Annotated in this window: 16 protein-coding genes; 10 read left to right on the top strand and 6 right to left on the bottom strand. The window is 37.6% G+C overall.

The window, feature by feature from the left end:
• Position 1 precedes the first annotated feature (1 nt).
• Complete coding sequence (locus tag DKL56_RS07400; RefSeq protein WP_109715948.1) at positions 2-1,126, top strand: glycoside hydrolase family 172 protein; 1,125 nt, start codon at positions 2-4, stop codon at positions 1,124-1,126.
• Between the two features lie 180 nt (positions 1,127-1,306).
• Here DKL56_RS07400 and DKL56_RS07395 read toward each other — a convergent pair whose 3' ends face one another.
• Positions 1,307-2,299 (bottom strand): GMP reductase, encoded by a 993-nt coding sequence (locus DKL56_RS07395; protein WP_109715947.1) that lies wholly within the window; start codon positions 2,297-2,299, stop codon positions 1,307-1,309.
• Positions 2,300-2,493: 194 nt separating this feature from the next.
• Here DKL56_RS07395 and DKL56_RS07390 point away from each other — a divergent pair, with 194 nt between their 5' ends.
• The 5 genes from DKL56_RS07390 to DKL56_RS07370 all read left to right on the top strand — a co-directional run bounded on the left by DKL56_RS07390 (position 2,494) and on the right by DKL56_RS07370 (position 7,208).
• Positions 2,494-3,783: an adenylosuccinate synthase gene (locus DKL56_RS07390; RefSeq protein ID WP_109715946.1), complete on the top strand. Its 1,290-nt coding sequence runs from the start codon at positions 2,494-2,496 to the stop codon at positions 3,781-3,783.
• Positions 3,784-3,786: 3 nt separating this feature from the next.
• Entirely contained in the window at positions 3,787-5,082 is a 1,296-nt protein-coding gene (gene purB / locus DKL56_RS07385) for an adenylosuccinate lyase (RefSeq protein ID WP_109715945.1), read from the top strand.
• Between the two features lie 155 nt (positions 5,083-5,237).
• Positions 5,238-5,696, top strand: coding sequence for a LytTR family DNA-binding domain-containing protein (locus tag DKL56_RS07380; RefSeq protein WP_046308190.1), 459 nt, complete (start codon positions 5,238-5,240; stop codon positions 5,694-5,696).
• A gap of 2 nt (positions 5,697-5,698) precedes the next feature.
• Complete coding sequence (locus tag DKL56_RS07375) at positions 5,699-6,427, top strand: LiaF transmembrane domain-containing protein (protein WP_109715944.1); 729 nt, start codon at positions 5,699-5,701, stop codon at positions 6,425-6,427.
• Between the two features lie 97 nt (positions 6,428-6,524).
• Positions 6,525-7,208 carry a hypothetical protein gene (locus tag DKL56_RS07370; RefSeq protein WP_162542522.1) on the top strand — a complete coding sequence of 228 codons (684 nt, stop codon included), beginning with the start codon at positions 6,525-6,527 and terminating at the stop codon, positions 7,206-7,208.
• 94 nt (positions 7,209-7,302) lie between these two features.
• On the opposite strand, the gene DKL56_RS07365 is transcribed toward DKL56_RS07370, so the two are convergent.
• The gene (locus DKL56_RS07365; protein ID WP_162542521.1) at positions 7,303-8,034 is read right to left on the bottom strand and encodes a LysR family transcriptional regulator; all 732 of its coding nucleotides are present in this window, start codon (positions 8,032-8,034) and stop codon (positions 7,303-7,305) included.
• Between the two features lie 103 nt (positions 8,035-8,137).
• Here DKL56_RS07365 and gap point away from each other — a divergent pair, with 103 nt between their 5' ends.
• On the top strand, positions 8,138-9,157 hold the full coding sequence (gap, locus tag DKL56_RS07360; protein ID WP_109715941.1) for a type I glyceraldehyde-3-phosphate dehydrogenase: 1,020 nt from the start codon (positions 8,138-8,140) through the stop codon (positions 9,155-9,157).
• A gap of 134 nt (positions 9,158-9,291) precedes the next feature.
• On the opposite strand, the gene DKL56_RS07355 is transcribed toward gap, so the two are convergent.
• On the bottom strand, positions 9,292-9,960 hold the full coding sequence (locus tag DKL56_RS07355) for a type 1 glutamine amidotransferase (RefSeq protein ID WP_046307904.1): 669 nt from the start codon (positions 9,958-9,960) through the stop codon (positions 9,292-9,294).
• A gap of 68 nt (positions 9,961-10,028) precedes the next feature.
• Positions 10,029-10,841 (bottom strand): bifunctional hydroxymethylpyrimidine kinase/phosphomethylpyrimidine kinase, encoded by an 813-nt coding sequence (gene thiD / locus DKL56_RS07350; protein WP_371258111.1) that lies wholly within the window; start codon positions 10,839-10,841, stop codon positions 10,029-10,031.
• Positions 10,842-10,983: 142 nt separating this feature from the next.
• On the opposite strand from thiD, the gene glpK reads away from it, so the two are divergent.
• The 3 genes from glpK (at position 10,984) to DKL56_RS07335 (ending at position 13,891) form a co-directional block, all read left to right on the top strand.
• On the top strand, positions 10,984-12,486 hold the full coding sequence (gene glpK, locus DKL56_RS07345; protein WP_046307899.1) for a glycerol kinase GlpK: 1,503 nt from the start codon (positions 10,984-10,986) through the stop codon (positions 12,484-12,486).
• A gap of 33 nt (positions 12,487-12,519) precedes the next feature.
• Positions 12,520-13,293, top strand: a complete 774-nt coding sequence (locus DKL56_RS07340) for a tyrosine-protein phosphatase (protein WP_109715940.1) — start codon at positions 12,520-12,522, stop codon at positions 13,291-13,293.
• 91 nt (positions 13,294-13,384) lie between these two features.
• The gene (locus DKL56_RS07335) at positions 13,385-13,891 is read left to right on the top strand and encodes an O-acetyl-ADP-ribose deacetylase (RefSeq protein ID WP_109715939.1); all 507 of its coding nucleotides are present in this window, start codon (positions 13,385-13,387) and stop codon (positions 13,889-13,891) included.
• A 307-nt stretch (positions 13,892-14,198) separates the two neighbouring features.
• Here the strand turns inward: DKL56_RS07335 and DKL56_RS07330 are convergent, their stop codons facing one another.
• Positions 14,199-16,496, bottom strand: a complete 2,298-nt coding sequence (locus DKL56_RS07330) for a BspA family leucine-rich repeat surface protein (protein ID WP_109715938.1) — start codon at positions 16,494-16,496, stop codon at positions 14,199-14,201.
• 374 nt (positions 16,497-16,870) lie between these two features.
• Positions 16,871-19,081 carry a BspA family leucine-rich repeat surface protein gene (locus DKL56_RS07325; protein WP_109715937.1) on the bottom strand — a complete coding sequence of 737 codons (2,211 nt, stop codon included), beginning with the start codon at positions 19,079-19,081 and terminating at the stop codon, positions 16,871-16,873.
• Between the last annotated feature and the right edge of the window lie 57 nt (positions 19,082-19,138).

Here is a 19,138-nt window from a genome sequence, read left to right as displayed (position 1 = left end):
GATGAGCACTTTAGATGACGTATTACACTTTAAAAATGAAAAAAGCAGAACGATTTCTGCTGAGAATAAAACGGGTGCACCTGGTCAAGCTGCAATGGCAACTGGTAAGTTAGGGCCACAAAGAAAGGGTAGTGCTGATATTTCGCTAGAAGAAGGCGAGACGGTCACTTTAGCTGATATTGATGGTCCAGGTGAGATTCGTCATATGTGGTTTACCGTTACAGATAAAACAACTATGGGTAGCTTTGTACTGAGGGATTTAGTCTTAAGAATGTACTGGGATGATGAGGAAACTCCTTCCGTTGAAGTTCCACTAGGCGATTTCTTTTGTAATGGTTTTGGAACACGCTGTATTGTGAATTCTGTGCCAATTGTTGTTAACCCAATTGGCGGCATGAACTCCTACTTTAAAATGCCTTTCAACAAGCACGCTAAAATTACTATTACTAATGAGCATCCAGCATTTATAAAGCATTTTTTCTACACTATTAATTATGTAGAAAAGCCTGAACCAGAGGATGATTTATTGTATTTCCATGCTTATTGGAATCGTGAGGATCCAGTTAAAAAAGGCCAAGATTACACTTTGATTGATGGTGTTAAAGGTAAAGGCTACTATGTTGGAACCTACATGGCACTTTGTGCACTGCAAAGGTATTGGTGGGGTGAAGGCGAATTTAAATTCTATATTGATAACGATGAGCAATATCCAACGGTAACTTCAACTGGTACTGAAGACTACTTTGGAGGTGCGTGGGCCTTTCAAAAGCAAGAGTATGGTCATTTACCGGAGACGTATACTTATTCAACACCATATCAAGGCTATCCATTCCATGAAACTCAAGACCATACTAGAGATATGTTCAGTGCGGGTAAGCCTGATCCTAACTCAGTTCACGCTTGCGGAAATGATGGACTACCACAACACGGTTTGTATAGATGGCATTTGCCTGACCCCATTGCTTTTTCTGAAAGCTTAAAAGTTACTTTCCAGGATATCGGTAATAACGACATTACTTTGTATGAACGTTCTGATGACGTTTCAACTGTCGCATATTGGTATCAGAGCGAGCCGCACAATCCTTTCCGAAAATTTTTATCAAGAGAAGAACGGTTACCTAGATAAGATGTATTTATTAAGGCACTGGTATTATCGCAAGATAATGTCAGTGCTTTTTTATTGGAAAATGTGCACAAAAAAATCCCAGTACTGACTACCTAACAATACTGAGATAAATACCATTTTAACGGAAATACTTATTTAATGCCACTGCAAATTAATAATAACAATAAAAAATTATTATAATTATTTGTCACCACTCATAATAGTGTTTTTAACAATAACGTAATCAACTAATTTAATAGAACTAAGATCTTTTCCACCTGCGTAGGAGATAGAAGACTGTAAATCTTCTTCCATTTCTGTCAAAGTATCAGCAATTGACCCACGGTATGGCACTAGCATTTGCTTACCTTCAACGTTACGATAAGCGCCCTTTTGGACTTCTGAAGCAGATCCCCAGTATTGCTTATATGTTTTGCCATTGATTTTGATGACATTACCGGGAGATTCTTCATGACCAGCAAGCATTGAGCCAATCATTACCATTGTTGCACCAAAACGGACAGATTTAGCAATATCGCCGTTATAACGAATACCACCGTCAGCAATTACAGGTTTACTTGCAACTTTACTACACATTCTTAAAGCGGCTAATTGCCAGCCACCTGTACCAAAGCCAGTCTTTAGTTTGGTAATGCAGGCACGGCCAGGGCCAACACCGACTTTAGTGGCATCTGCTCCTGCATTCTCTAATTCGCGAACTGCTTCTGGGGTAGCAATGTTTCCAGCAGTTAAAAAAGTGTCAGGCAATTTTTCTTTGATGTACTTAATCATGTCAATGACATAAACCGAATGACCATGTGCAACGTCAATCGTGATGTATTCTGGAACAATGTTCTCTTTGGCTAGTTGATCGATAAAGTCGTATTCACCTTGTTTAATTCCTACTGAAATTGATGCAAATAGCCCTTTTTCGTGCATCATTTTAATGAAGTCAAGGCGCTTTCCAGGCTGAAAGCGATGCATTACATAGTAATAACCATTTTTGGCCAACCAGACAGCAAGTTCATCATTAATGACACTTTCCATGTTAGCCGGCACAACTGGAATTTTAAATGTTCGGTTTCCAAACTTAACACTTGTGTCTGCATCGTGTCTACTTTTGATGATTCCCTTATTGGGAACAAGCTGAATGTCATCATAGTCAAAAGCTTCCACACTAAAATAATTACTCATGAGTAAATTAGCTCCTATATAAATCTTGGTTTTGAACCAAATTACTATAATCAAAAAGCCTTTTTTTGTCAATATAAAAATCGAACTATTTAAAATAACCTTGTGGTTATAATTCGCATTTAAATTTGACTACATAGCTATAAATTGCTAGACTATTTACGTGATATTTGTAGATTTTGATGAGGTGAATGAAAATGACAGCAGTTGCAGTTGTTGGAAGCCAATGGGGCGATGAAGGAAAGGGTAAAATTACCGATTTCCTTAGTAAGGAAGCTGCTTATGCAGTTCGCTCGAATGGTGGTAATAACGCTGGACACACAATTGAAATTGATGACCAAACTTTTAAGATGCGCTTGATTCCATCCGGAATTTTTGCATCAGCTAAGGGTGCGGTTATTGGTAATGGTGTAGTAATTAATCCAGAAGTATTATTAGGTGAAGTAAAAAGCCTAGAAGAAAGTGGAATTGACACCAGTAAACTAAAGATTTCAAACCGTGCGCATATTATTATGCCGTACCATATTTTGCAAGATGAGTACCAAGAAGAGGCCAAGGGTGCAAACAAGATTGGAACTACCAAAAACGGAATTGGCCCGGCATATATGGATAAGGCATCTAGAGTTGGTATCAGAGTTTGTGACTTGCTTGAAAAAGACACCTTTGAAGAAAAACTACGGGCTAATTTAAAAGAGAAAAATGAACTCTTTACCAAAGTCTATGGTAAAGATGCACTTAAATTTGACGACATTTTTGACCAATACTATGAATATGGTCAAAAAATGAAGAAATACGTTACCGATACCTCAGTTTTGGTTAACGATGCGCTTGATAACAATGAAAAAGTTTTGTTTGAAGGTGCTCAAGGAATTATGCTTGATATTGATGAGGGAACATACCCATTTGTCACTTCATCAAACTCAATTTCAGGTGGAATTGCCAGTGGAATGGGTGTCGGCGCTAATCGCTTAAACACAGTAATTGGTGTCTGCAAGGCTTACACAACTCGTGTAGGTGCTGGCCCATTCCCAACTGAACTTAATGATGAAACTGGGGATTTAATTCGTGAAACTGCACATGAATATGGAACAGTTACAGGACGGCCACGTCGTGTGGGTTGGTTCGATTCAGTTGCTTTGCGTCACGCTAAACGTGTTTCTGGAATTAATGGACTTAGTCTTAACTTGCTAGATATTTTTAGTGGTTTTGATACAGTAAAAATTGCTACAGCATATGAACTTGATGGCCAAGAGATCGATTATTACCCAGCAAGCTTAAAAGAATTAGAGCGTTGCAAGCCAGTTTATGAAGAACTTCCTGCTTGGCAAGAAGATATAACTGGTGCAAAATCTTGGGATGATTTACCAGAAAACGCTCAAAAGTTTTTAAACCGCATTTCTGAATTAGTTGATATTCCACTAGTAACAGTTTCGGTTGGTCCTGAACGTGAACAAACGATTGTTTTACGAAATCCATGGGAAATATAATCTATGCTAGAACGTTACACACGCCCAGAGATGGGCAAAATTTGGTCAGATGAAAACAAGTATGCTGCTTGGTTAAAAGTTGAAATTGCGGCTACTAACGCTTGGTGTGAAGCAGGAGAAGTTCCAAAAGAAGATGCAGAAAAGATAGCTAAGAATGCTAGCTTTACTGCTGAAAGAGTAGCAGAGTTGGAACAAGTTACGCATCATGACGTTGTTGCTTTTACGAGAACGGTATCTGAAAGCCTTGGACCTGAGAAAAAGTGGGTTCATTTCGGTTTAACCTCAACTGATGTTGTTGACACTGCACAAGGATATATTCTAAAACAAGCAGATGAGATTATTCGTCAAGATCTGCATGAATTAAAAAAGACGATTGCTGAAAAGGCGCGTAAATATAAAAATACTGTAGAAATGGGCCGAACACATGGTGTCCAAGCCGAGCCAACAACTTTTGGCTTGAAACTTGCACGTTGGTATGCCGAAATTAATCGTGATATCGAACGTTTCGAGCATGCAGCCAAAGGTGTTGAATCTGGTAAAATTTCGGGTGCAGTTGGCACTTTTGCTAATGTTCCGCCAGAGATTGAAACGAGTGTTTTAAAGCAGTTAGGATTAACGCAACAACCAATCACCAGTCAAGTTTTACCACGTGATTTGCACGCTGAGTATATTGCTACTTTAGCATTGATTGCTACTAGTATTGAAAATTGGGCAACTGAAATTCGCGGTTTGCAACGTTCAGAGATCCATGAAGTTGAAGAGCATTTCCGTGCTGGGCAAAAAGGTTCATCTGCGATGCCGCATAAGCGTAATCCAATTGGTTCAGAGAATCTTTGTGGAATGGCACGAGTACTGCGTGGACATATCGTAACGGCATATGAAGATGTAACGCTATGGCATGAGCGGGATATTTCTCATTCAAGTGCTGAGCGTATCATTTTACCTGACAGCACTATTGCAATTGATTATATGTTAGATAGGTTTAACCGAATTTTGACTAACCTTGATATCTTCCCAGAAACAATGCTCAAAAACATGGACAAGACATATGGCCTAATCTATTCGCAACGCTTACTGCTGAAACTAATTGATGAAGCAGGTCTTTCTCGTGAAGATGCTTATGATATGGTTCAAAAGCTAACAACTAAATCATGGAATGAAGGAATTTCATTTAGAAAACTAGTTGAAGAAAGTAAAATAATGGATTATTTGTCAGAAGCTGATGTAGCGGATGCATTTGATTATCATTATCATTTACGTCATGTTGATGAGATTTTTAAAAAAGTTGGATTAGAATAATTAAAAAAGCAGTTCATATCACAATGAACTGCTTTTTGTTTGTCTATAATTGTCCACTTAGTTCGAGATAATTGCCACTTGGACAAAAAGGCTAGATTTAAAATAAAAATAATAGTTTAATTAAATCATTAAGTAATGAAGGGCAGGTGAGAATTGTGAAAATAAAAATAGAACTAAATCCTGATTTAGATGATGAAGATACATGTGTAACTATTAATGCTAAAGCTGTTACTCCAGAAGTTGAACAGATATATCAGCAATTACAGGGGATTAATAGTCATCCTGATCAAATTGAAGGAAAAAAAGAGAATGTTTCTTATTATCTGAGCTTGAACGAGATTTTATTTTTTGAAACTGAAGATAAACAGGTAATTGCACACACGTGCAGGGATGCATTTATTGTTGATTATAAACTGTATGAACTGGAGAAGTTATTAAGTAATCAGTTTATGCGTGTTTCAAAATCAACCATCTTAAATTTAAATCAAATTTATTCATTAACACGTTCAATTTCGAACTGCAAAATTAATTTTCGCGATTCTTATAAAACTGTCTATGTTTCGCGGCACTACTATCGTAATCTAAATGATCGACTCAATGAAAGAAGGTCTTAATAATGAGAAAGCATAAAATTAGAGAACTATTTTGGGGGTTGGCATTCGTTGCTGCAGCTGTTTTCTTAGTTCTTAACCAATTACATTTATTAACATTTCATTTGGGAATAGGCACAATTATCTGGACAATAGTCTTTGGTATTTGCTTAATTGAAAGTGCCGTAAATAAGAGCTTGTTTGGGGCAATTTTCTCAATTGCTTTTCTATTAATTGTTTATGCAAAGCCACTACATATCGTGAAGCTCGTTCCATGGACGATTTTAATCGCAGCACTATTACTTTACATTGGTTTCACAATGATCTTCAAAAAAAGCTTCTGGCCCAAATTTTATTTTGGCTATAAAAAAGATGATTCTGATCAAGGCGATTTTACTGAATCTAGCAACAGTACGATTGAGGGCGAAGACATAGTAATTAATCAGCATTTATCATCCGTTTCGCGCTATGTTCATTCACAAAGTTTACGTAGAGTTACGGTTAACTCATCTTTAGGCGAAGCCGAGATATACCTTGATCAAGCTAAACCTGCAGGCGCATTTATCACTATGGATATTAATGCTTCGTTAGGAGAAGTAGAGATTTACATTCCTAAATCATGGAAAATTGATAGCAGGAGACTAGATGTGACTTTGGGCGAACTAGAGATTAACGGGGAGTCAACTGGTGGAGGACCTACTTTAGTTCTAACTGGTCAGAGCAGATTAGGAGAGTTAGAAATTTACTATGTATGATGAGATATTAGCTGACGTTATTGAGGATAGGGAAATCAAGATTGCAACAAAGCAATATCCTCAAAACGTGAGAACTTATTGCCTGGGAAATAAAATAGTGGGTATAAGTACTTACTGGAAAAATGGATTTCATCCTTATTCTTTAAGTTTTGCGGCTTATCTCAGCCCTAACTTTTCCGCAGCGGAGTTAGAACGAGTTTATCTTCAAATTGTTGCAGACTTAACTAAGAAGGCGCAGCAGGAGAACTGCCAGGCTTTGATTACTTATGACTACGTGCCACAGTTACTTTTCAATTTTTTAGCGCAAGATGCTGGCTTCAACTTGATTCGGAAAACGGTTGAACCCAAAATGTCATTGCAAAGTGCTATGGAGGGCTTAACACCAATAAAGAAGAGTAACTTAAAAGCTATTACTTTACATCAAGTACAACTTGATTCTGAGATGCGTGAAAAAATAGCGCAAATTTCTTTTAGGGATTATCAGAGAAATCACTTAGCCAATCCAGTAGCTGAAATACCTCTAGCTGAATGGGATAACATGGTTTTTGCAGATCAGTTAGAAGATGCACCATTAGCATTGGTTTCTATGAATCAAATTGAGTCGTATTGCTTTTCTTTTGAAGATAATCCAAAAGAACTAACATTAGGTTGGATGGGAGCAGGTGACTTGAGTAGATTAATGGAGTTACAACAAATATTGTTACTGTGGGCAAACAAGAACTTTCAAGTTTTATCTGGAGAGTTTGATTCGACCGATCAGCTTTCAATGAAAACATATTAGCAATATGCATTTGAACTTTGTCCAGTTTATGAGACATATTTAAAACGGCTATAGAAAAAGACGCTATTACTTTGAAGTGAGCGCCTTTTTTCTATTAAAACTGATAGCGATATGAATAATAAGGAATTTCCCAAGTTTGCTTATTTGCTGGGACCAAATCATCACTGATTAAGTATTTTGGCAGAAGTGCTGTTGCTTTGCCTTGCTTCACTAGTTGCAAGATCATCTCGAGTGAATCAATTTCGATGATTTCGCTTTTATTTGATGCTAGCTGTAAAGTTAAATCTCGAAACGGACAATTGAAATCAGCGTTGATTGCGATAGGTATTTTATTGTTTTCAGTGCCTTTTCCAGTTAAAAAGCAGGACTGTAAGCTACTTTTCTCTGTTAATAGGTAGTTGGAGGAGCTGATTGGAACGAAAGTCATTACAATATCATAGGTCTTTTTAGTCAGCATTTCCTGAATCGCATCAGTATTTTTAATAATCACTTCGTAGCGATCAATTAAGAACTTGGTCTTCTTAGTAATCAGATAGCCAAAAAGAAGTTCAGCAATCAAGATTTGTGGTTTGCTGGTTGTTAAGCTCGCTTTTAAGTCCTGATAATTTTGTAAGGTTGTAGTTGCAAATTTATACATTTTTTCCCCACTGCTAGTTGGTCTAACACCTAAATTAGAACGAACAAAAAGTGGAGCATTAACTTCTTTTTCAAGGGCTTTAAGTCGTGCGGTAATATTTGATTGGGTATAGCCAAGCTTTAATGCAGCTTTGTTGATTGATTTTAGCTCATAAATTGTTTTAAAAATAGATAAATCGTTAAAGTTCATGTTACACCATATCATTAAAAGTGATAGCCCTATTATAATCTCGGATTATGCAGAGCGATTTTTGTCTAATATACTAATTTTGTAATCAAAGGGGGAACTTAATATGACTACAAAAATTGGTATCAATGGTTTTGGCCGCATTGGCCGATTAGCTTTACGTCGTATATATGACATCGATAGTAAAGATTTGGAAATCGTTGCAATTAACGATTTAACCTCACCAGCTATGTTAGCACACTTGCTAAAATATGATACAGCACATGGAAATTTTAAGCACGATGTTTCTGCAACAGATAATAGTATCGTGATTGATGGCAAGAGTATTCCAGTCTATGCTGAAAAAGATGCAGCTAAAATACCTTGGGTAAAAAATAACGGAATCGAAATTGTACTTGAATGTACAGGTTTCTATACTTCTACTGAAAAGGCTCAAGCTCATCTAGATGCAGGAGTAAAGAAAGTTTTAATTTCTGCTCCAGCTGGTAACATGAAGACAATTGTCTATAATGTTAATGATGACCAGATAAAGCCAGAAGATCAAATTCTTTCAGCAGGTTCGTGTACAACTAACTGTTTAGCACCACTTGCTAAAGCTATGAATGATGAATTTGGCATCAAAGAAGGAATCATGACCACGCTTCATGCTTACACTGCTACCCAAATGATACAAGATGGTCCAGATCGCGGAGGCAATGTGCGTAACGCTCGTGCTGCAGCTGCTAATATTATTCCGCATTCAACTGGAGCTGCTAAGGCAATTGGCTTAGTTATTCCCGAACTAGAGGGTAGACTTACAGGAATTGCTGAACGTGTTCCGGTAATTACTGGTTCATTAACTGAGTTAGTAGCAGTTGTGGAAGAAAAAGTAACCGTTGAAGAGTTCAACAGAAGAGTTAAAAAACATACTGAGAACAGTGTAACTTTTGGCTGTAATGAAGATCAGATTGTTTCTTCTGATATTATTGGGACAGAATTTGGTTCTGTCTTTGACCCAACCTTAACTCAAGTTGTTTCAGGTAAAGACGGAAGTCAAATAGTTAAAGGTTATGCCTGGTATGATAACGAATCAGGCTTTGTAGCACAAATGATTCGTACCTTGGAGAAAGTCGCAAAAACAAACTAAACTAATTTTAAAATCATATTCTAAATAAAAGTAAACTCCTAAACTGAGACCAACAGTTTTGGAGTTTTTATTGATTTTCCTAATAAGCAAAAATAGCTCCGAAAATAATTCGGGGCTATTTGTTTTCATTATATTTATGCGCTAACTCGTTCATCGTGCCAAGATAAAATCATTTTGACAATGGCATTAGCAACATTGAGATTTTTTAAGAGCGGACCATGTGAATAGGTTCCGATAAAATTGCGGTAGCGGAGCCCTTCAACATGATCTTGGGGATTATTGCCGTAACCTTCAATCATTTCACCCAGGGGATGCAACTTATCTGAATCGTCAAAGTAAGTCTGACCGGAGTGGTTTTCAAAGGCTCTAACTTCGCCCCATTCACTCATATAGCGGGTATCGCCAATCATTCGCTTATCTGCTTTAAAAACGGTATGAAACGGTAGAATGTCTAGGCCTTTAATTGTGACACCGGAATTAGTTTTGTAATAAGTGCCAACAAGCTGATAGCCACCACAAACTCCTAGCATCGGCTTACCGTCATTGATGTATTTAGTTAAAGTTTCCTTGTGTCTTGGCAAGTCCTTAGCAATGACAGTTTGCTCAAAGTCCTGACCACCGCCAAAAAAGACGAAGTCGTAGTCAAAGGCATTAAATTCATCACCTAAAGAGACGTTATCAATTTGGGTTGAATAGCCTTGCTTTTTTAACAAGTAGCGAATGATTTTGACATCTCCGGAATCACCGTAAGTATTCATCAAATCTTCGTATAAATATGCAATTTTAATTGTTTTGTTTGCCATAAAAACCACTCCAACTATTACTATCTCGTTAAAGTATATCTTAAAGGAGCAGGAGGGGCAAAAGATAATTACTTCGTATCTTCTTGTGCTGCGAAATGATTAATTGGACCATATTTTGAGCCGACTTCAATTGGGTGGGCGATTGCTTCATAAGTAAATTCCTTGGCAATCCTGACACTATCAAGAATAGAATTGCCTTTAGCTAATTCAGCCGCAATAACGGCAGATAGGGTATCTCCTGTGCCGTTAATTCTTTCAGTATTGATGAAAGGCTTGGTGAATTCGTAGAACTTACCATCTTCAGCTAGTAACACGTCAGTTACCTTAGACTGACTGGTATCGTCATGGCGGCCCTTCATTAAGACATTTTTAGCACCCATTGCTTGCAGTTTCTTAGCACCTTGACGTACTTCATCTGGTGTAGCTAATTCAAGTCCGGTTAATTTTTTCTGTTCATAAAAATTAGGCGTAATGATGTCAGCCAGTGGCATCAGGTCGTCTAAAAAGGCCTGATAAGCATCATCATCTAAGAGGGTATCACCATGTTTGGTCATAATAACGGGATCAAGGACAATTTTACCCATGTCATATTTACGCAGATTTTCAGCAACACAGCCAATAACTTCTTTGTTGGCAAGCATACCAGTCTTTAATGCATCAATTTTGAAGTCGTCATTTAAGACTTCAAATTGCTTTTGGATAAATGGAATAGGCATAACTTCTTGCGCAAAAATACCAGTAGTGTTCCCAGCAACTGCTGCAGTTAGTAATCCCATTCCGTACACTCCACGTGCGTAAAACGAGTGGAGATCGGCAGTCATGCCTGCACTACCATCGCTATCGTTTCCCGCAATGGTTAGAGCAATAATTTCTTTTTTCATTATTATGTATCCTCTTTTTAATCAAAACTTTATGTCCCAAGTATAACGTAAAACAGGTGTAATGTTATAATTATTTCTTGTAAAAAAAGCGGCAAATAGTAGAATTGTAGTAAATCGCTTTCTTCTAGGAAGGAAACACAACATGTTAAAAGAATACATTATGGCAATTGATGAAGGTACAACATCAACTAGAGCAATGATCTTTGATCATGAGGGCCACAAGGTTTCTGCTTCACAAAAGGAATTTTCACAGTATTTTCCGCAACCCGGTTGGGTTGAACATAAGGCCGAAGAAATCTGGCACGCTGTTCAAACTACCATTGCTAATACCATTATAAATTCGGGTATTCGCCCAGAACAAATTAAGGGAATTGGGATTACAAATCAGCGTGAAACGACTGTTATTTGGGATCGAAAAACTGGTAAACCAATTTATAATGCAATTGTTTGGCAGTCAAGACAAACCACAGAATTGGCGGAGAAGCTCAAGGCTGATGGTTATGGTGAAATGATTCATAAAAAAACTGGTTTAATCATTGACCCGTATTTCAGTGCAACTAAGATTCGTTGGATTTTGGATCACGTTGAGGGCGCACAAGAAAAAGCCGAAAAGGGAGATCTTCTATTTGGTACCATTGATAGCTGGTTATTATGGAAGTTAACTGATGGTGAAGCTCACATTACGGATTACACCAATGCATCAAGGACAATGCTTTTTAATATCCACGACTTAAAGTGGGACGATGACATTCTTGAATTACTCAACATTCCTAAGAAAATGTTGCCGGAAGTTAGATCAAACTCTGAAATTTATGGCTATACAAAGTCTTACCGCTTTTTTGGTGGGGAAGTACCAATTTGCGGTATTGCAGGTGACCAACAAGCAGCACTAGTTGGCCAGTTGGCATTTAAGAAGGGTATGGTTAAAAATACTTACGGTACCGGCTCTTTTATCGTTATGAACACTGGTGAAGAACCAACCGAGTCTGATAATAACTTATTAACTACGATTGCGTATGGTTTAGATGGTAAAATTAACTATGCACTTGAAGGCTCGATTTTTGTTTCTGGTAGTGCCATTCAGTGGTTGCGCGATTCGATGAAGATGGTTAAAACGGCTGAAGAATCTGAAAAAGCCGCTTTAGCATCCAAGTCAGAGGATGAAGTTTATGTTGTTCCAGCCTTTACTGGCCTAGGAGCACCGTACTGGGACTCAGAAGCTCGAGGAGCAGTGTTTGGTGTTACACGTGGAACAAACAAAAACGACTTTATTAAAGCAACACTGCAATCCTTGGCATATCAGACCCGAGACGTTGTTGACACAATGCAAATTGATTCAGGAATCGAAATCCCAACTTTACGTGTTGACGGTGGCGCTTCAAATAATGACTATCTACTACAATTCCAAGCAGATATTTTAGGAATAAAGATTGAACGTTCTCAGACTTTAGAGACAACTTCGATGGGAGCTGCATTTTTAGCAGGACTAGCAGTTGGCTATTGGAAAGATGTTGATGAACTAAAAGATATTTTTGTTGTTGGTAAGACGTTTGAAAGTAAGATGGAAGAGTCAAAACGTAAGAAGTTATACCAAGGCTGGAAGAGGGCTGTTAAGGCAACTCAAGTTTTTGCTCACGGTGAATAAGTGCGATAATTAAGTAAAAAGGAGTTGAGCAAATTGGCACATGATCGAATTGTAAAATTAGACGGACCATTAAACTTTAGGGACGTTGGTGGCTATCAAAATAAGGCAGGACAAGCTGTTAAGTGGAACAAAATCTATCGTTCAGATTCCCTTAGTTCTCTATCAAATGAGGATAAAGAGCACCTTACAGATTTACATGTGACAATCGACTGTGATTTGCGTTCGCAATACGAAAAGCAGTCTTCTCCTGATAAGGCTTGGCCAAATGTTCACTATGTTGACTTGCCTGTTTATTCTGAAAATCCAGAAGATCGGCCCAACGGACACAAGATGTTTCGCTTACTTCACCACATCCCAGATTTGAGCAATAATTTCATTGGTCGGATTTATCAGCAAACTTTATTAAGCGAGCACAGTCGAAAAATGTTTGCGCGCATTTTTACCGAATTATTGGAATTGCCAGAAGGGGATGCGCTTGTCTACCATTGCAGTGCTGGGAAAGACCGTACGGGAATGGTATCAGCTTTAATCTTGATGGCACTTGATGTTGATGATGATACAATTGCACGGGACTATTTACTGACAAATAAGTTATATGACTTTGCAGTTTCACGTCAGCTGCCAAGTAACGATGAAATAGCGCAAATGGTTGCAAAAATGAATGTCACCAAAGGAGAAGGGACAGCCATTAGAGGCATCACAGAAACCATCCGTGGTGGCTGGGGCGATTTTGCAACATTCTTTAAAAAAGAGCTTGGCTTTACAGATGCTGATTTAAGCCAATTAAAGGAAATGTATTTAGAATAAAAAGTATTAATCAAAAAGCTGCTAGCCAATTTATTATGAAGAAGGCTAACAGCTTTTTAGTTTAAAGTACTGATACGAAAGGAGACACATAATGTCCAATTTAAAAGTTATCCAAGCAGATATTACAGCCTTAAAAGTAGATGCTGTCGTAAATGCTGCTAACAAGACGTTGCTAGGCGGGCTAGGAGTTGATGGGTCAATTCATCAAGCAGCAGGTCCTCAGCTATTAGGAGAATGTCGTCAGCTTCATGGCTGTGAAACGGGACAAGCCAAGCTTACTAAAGGATATAACTTGCCCGCTAAATTTGTTATTCACACTGTAGGACCAATATACTCCGGGGCAACCAGCGATAATAATCTATTAAGTGATTGTTACATTAACTCACTTGAATTAGCTAAAAAGAAGGGGTTGCATAGTATCGCCTTTCCTGCAATATCAACGGGAGCATATGGCTTCCCAATGGAGAAAGCAGCAAAGATTGCTTTTGCTACGGTTAAAAATTGGTTAGAGTCAAATAGCTCTTATGATATTGAAGTTCTAATGTGTGCATTTGATAAGAAAACACTTGAACTATATCATAATGAATTGATTAAGTAGACTAATTTGAAATAATATAATATATATTCCTGCATTAACATTTTAGTTAATGCTTGAGTATACTAGCTATACAAAGGACAGCCCCCTCGTTACCGTTTAGGACAGATTTTATCTGACACGAGGGGGCTTTTATTAATGAAAAAATATGGGCAAGTTGAATAAAAATATAAACAAAAATGAACTCTAATATTAGAGTTCATTTTTCCTTTCATATGTAGGGATAAACGTCCAAAAGCAGGAAGAAAAGATTTTAAATAAAAGCACCAACTATGAATGTATAGTTGATGCCTTTGAAATCAGCAATTAGCTATTTGTCAGACTTTTTATTTCTTGCCCAAGCAAGTACTAAAGCACTAGTCAAAGTGATTGATCCAAGTGCAATGGTTGTTAATTGTGACTTTTTCTCAGAGCCTGTTTTTGGCAGTTGGTCGTCGGTAGGGGAGTTAGCTGAATTTAGGCTATCAGCATTGTTATCTAGAGAATTATAGCTACTTGGACTCGAAGTAAGGGCAGCTGCTTGACTATTATTTGCTCCATTAGCTATTTGATTATTGCCTGTGTTGGTAGGCTGTGCTGGGCTACCAGTAGTTTCACTTTCAGTTGGAGAAGCGTTTTTACTATAAATATAAATAATGCTCTGTTTAGTATTACTAAAGAACCCTGTAGCATTTTTAGGCCGACTCTTTAAAGTATAACCAGCAATTTCTTTAGCGGTTGAAACATAACCATCATTTAGATTACCGCTTAAAACTTCACTAGATGCAATCGCTTTGCCGTTTTCATCTTGATAATGGACAGTGACATCCTCTCCTTTGATAGGGGCGGAGGATTCAGGATTTTTAATGTAAATAAAGGTAAATTCTTTTTCTCTATCTTCATCGTTATCATAAATACCGGTAATAGGGGACTGACCAGCCTTTAAAGTATAACCTGCGACGTAATCGCCAATAATTGAATAGGGATCGCCAAGATTACCAGGGAAAATAGTATTTTCTCCAATTTTTTTACCTGATTCATCGACATGGTGAATAGTAATAGGTAAACCCATGCGGACATATGTTTCACCCTTTGTAAAATTACGTTTTTTACCATCTAGGGTTATGGCACGTGACTTCATTAATTGTTCAGAAGTAAATTGCTCTGTTCCTTCGGGATGAGTTGTTGTTCCCTTACCGACATTAAGCCAAATTCCTTCAGTATCTAATCCTACATCATCCAAGTATCCTGGAGGTATACTATCTATATCATCGATGTCGCCTCCATATACTGTTGTAAGGTCAGTGTCTTTCCCTAGAACAAGCGTATTTAAGTTAGGCAATCCGGCTAGCATAAGAATATACTCCGGTGCACCTGTAGCAATATTTTCAATATTAAGCTTACGTAAATTTGTACAGCCATAGAAAGTAAGGGAGAAATCAGACTCATCGATATCAGGTATATGGAAGTGTTCTAAATTTAGCTCGGTTAAACTCTTACAATTCATAAACATTTCATATAGGACGTAAAGTGAGGAAGTGTCGAAACTTGATATATTCAAGTCAACGAGGCTTTCATTTCCTGAAAACATACCGCCCATACTTGTCACTTTTGCAGTATTGAAATTAGAGAGATCAAGTGCAGTTAAAGCCGCACAGCCATTAAACATATACTCCATGGTAGTCACGTTAGCAGTATTAAAGCTAGACAGATTGAGAGTGGGCAAAGCAGAGCAACCACTAAACATAAATTCCATAGTAATCACGTTAGCAGTGTTAAAACTGGAAAGGTTGAGTGAGGTCAGGGAACTGCAGTCTGAAAAAATCTCATACATGCTCGTAACGTTAGTAGTATCAAAATTAGAGAGGTCAAGTGAAATTAAGCTACTACAACTATAAAACATGCGGTCCATATTTGTCACTTTTGCAGTATTAAGAGCTGAAACATCTAGGTAGTCTAAATTACTACAGTTGGCAAACATAGCTCCCATGTTTGTGACATTGGCAGTATTGAAACTGGAAATATCAAGTGAGAGCAAATTTTGACAGTTACGAAACATGAAAGCTGTACTGGTTGCTTGAGAAAGGTCGAGATATTCTAGACCTACAATTTTTGATGCATATGAAAAACCGTCGAACAAAAAGTTGGCGTTATTTGAATCATCAAGGCTTATTTTGCCAGTAATGATAATTTGCTTAGCACGTTTAAGCTTTATAGAATTTCCTTCGCTATTAGAAAGGGTATAGTTAGAAATACGATCGGCATAGTTGGTAATATTTGTATATGTTCCACCAAGAATGGTGAGTTCATCAGTGTCAAGATCGTACGAAACTTGTAGTCCAGCGGCAGTTCCATCAATCCGCTTTTTACCTATATCAGTCTCAGTAGCCTGATTTGCTACTGAATCTTGAACCAAAGCTGGTTCACTTATGTTTGTATCATCATTGATAACATCATCTTCTGATGGGGTTGGAATTTCATCTGTAGTATCTCTTTCCTGTGGTGTTGTTTGACTTGTAAGGTCACTATCTGCTTTGACTAATCGGGGATTAATGGAAATCAAACCTAGTAAAATAGCAGCTGAGCTACTAAATAGAGTTTTTCCTCTTAAGTTATTTGTCTTTTTCATTAGTAAAGGCACCTCATCAGTTATTTGTGTACATAGCTAGTTATTACATATGTACTAGTATATTTATATTATATTTGTGTATATGCCAAAATCAAGTCAAGAATTGGTGCACTTAAAACGATAAAGAAGAAAATCATTACAGTACAAGTGAAAATAAATAACACTCCATTTGTAAGAGAACCAATACATTTTCAATGATGATAAGAAAGTTGATTATCAAAAATAACTATACTCAACGTCGATGAAATGGTGCTTAGAATCTAAAAAACAGGTTTTAATATAAAAAATATTTTTCTCAAGAATGAATTGAGAAAATTAAAAACACCAACATAACTGTCCAATTATAGTTGGTGCTTTTTAGGGACAACGCGTAGTTATTTACTAAACTTTTTAATTTTTGTCCAAAGAAGTGCTAAAGCGTTGGTTAAAGTGATTAAGCCAAGTGCAATAGCTGCTAGTTGGGCCTTTTTTTCAGAGCCTGTCTTTGGCAGTTGATTGTTGGTAGAGTGGCTAGCTGAATGCATACTGTCAACTTTGCTACCAAGTTCATTTGTGCGATCACCATAACGACTTGAGCTGGAAGGAGTAGCACTATTTGTTCCATTGCTTTTGTTTACGTTATTCCTGCTTCTGTTACCCTTGTTATCAGTTTGGTCTCCTTCAGCCTTAGAGGAAATCTTACTATAGACGTAAGTAACATTCTGGGTAGCATCACTGAAGAATCCAGTAGCGTTTTTTGGCCGAGCCTTTAAAGTATAACCTGCAATTTCCTTAGCGGTTGAAACATAACCGTCGCCTATATTTCCGCTCAAAATCTCATTAGGTGCAATAGTCCTGCCTTGTTCATCTTGATAATGAACAATGACGTCTTCTCCTTTGATAGGAGTGGACGATTCGGGATTTTTAATGTAGGTAAAGGTAAACTCCCGTTCCTTGGCGTTATCATTATCATAAATACCAGTAACAGGGGACTGACCAGCTTTTAAAGTATAACCTGCAACGGAGTCGCCGATAATTGAATAAGGGTCACCCAAATTACCAGGGAAAATAGTATCTTCTGCAATTTGTTTTCCGGACTCATCGACATGGTGGATAGTAATAGGCAAGCCCATGCGGACATATGTTTCAGCCTTTGTGAAGTTCCGTTGTGTACCATCTATGGTTGCGACACGTGCCCTCATTAATTGCTCAGAGTTGTATTGTTCTGTTCCTTCGGGTCTAATTGTTGTACCGTTGCCAACATTGAGCCAAATTCCTTCCGTATCTAGTCCTACGTTTTCCACATGAGTATTGGGATCATCTATATTGGCTATATCTTCGCTGTATACTGTTGTGAGATCAGTGCTTTCACCAAGAACAAGAGTATTTAGGCTAGGCAATTTGGCTAGCATATCGTCGTACTCTGGAGCACCTGTATTAATATTTTTAATGTTGAGTTTCCGCAAACTTGTACAATGATAGAATGTTTCTTCGAAACTTGCCTCACTTGAATTTGGAATATGGAAGTTTTCTAAATTTAACTCAACTAAACTGGTACAGTTATTAAAAGTTCCAGTTAGGTCTACAGGTAAAGCGGTCTTGAGACTTGATATGTTTAAGTCGATGAGATTTTTATCATCTTTAAACATACATGACATGTCTATTACTTTTGAGATATTGAAACTAGAAAGGTCAAGAGCGGTTAAAGCTGTACACGCCATAAACATACATGACATGCTTGATACATTAGTGGTATCAAAGCTAGAAACGTTGAGTGAGATCAAAGATGAGCAATCACTAAACATATACGCCATGCTAGTCACGTTAGCAGTATTAAAGCTAGAAAGATTGATTGAAGTCAGAGATGAACAACCACTAAACATATACGCCATGTTAGTCACGTTAGCAGTATTAAAGTCGGAAAGACTGATTGAAGTCAAAGATGTACATTCATCAAACATATATGCCATGTTATCTACATTAGCAGTATTAAGGCTAGAAAGATCGAGTGAAGTCAAATCTTCACAATCCCGAAACATGGAAGCTGTACTAGTTGCCTGGGAAAGGTCTAGGTATTCTAATCCTACAATTTTAGATGCAGAACGAAAACCAGCGAATAAATAGGCGGCACTATTTGAAGGGCTAAGACTTATTTGGCCAGTGATAACAATCTGCTTAGCATAGCCAAGCTTTATGAAATTTCCTTCACCGTCAGAAAGGGAATAGTCAGAAAAACGATCGTCCAAAAAACCGATTTGTTTGTATGTTCCTCCCAAAATGATGAGTTCATCAGTGTCAAGGTCATAGGAAACTTGCAGTCCAGCGGCAGTTCCATCAATTCGCTTTTCACTTACGTTAACACCAGAATCTTGAACGGTTATTGGAGCTTGACTCACGGCGGGTTCATCAGTATTTGCGGCTTCACTAGCGATATCTTCTGATGGGGTTGGAATTTCACTGGTAGTAGTTTCTTCCCTAGAAGTCGTTTGACTAGTAGAGAAACTATCGGCTTTGACTAACTGAGGATTAACGGAAATTAACCCAAGCAAAACGGTAGCTGAACTACTAAGTAGAACTTTTCCTGTTACGTTGTTTATTTTTTTCATTATTAAATGTACCTCACCATTTATTTGTATACATCTCGTTCATTATATATGTATGCG

The sequence above is a fragment of the Lactobacillus apis genome (genome assembly GCF_003150935.1).
Taxonomy (GTDB): Bacteria; Bacillota; Bacilli; order Lactobacillales; family Lactobacillaceae; genus Lactobacillus; species Lactobacillus apis.
This window is presented reverse-complemented; position numbering and strand designations above follow the sequence as displayed.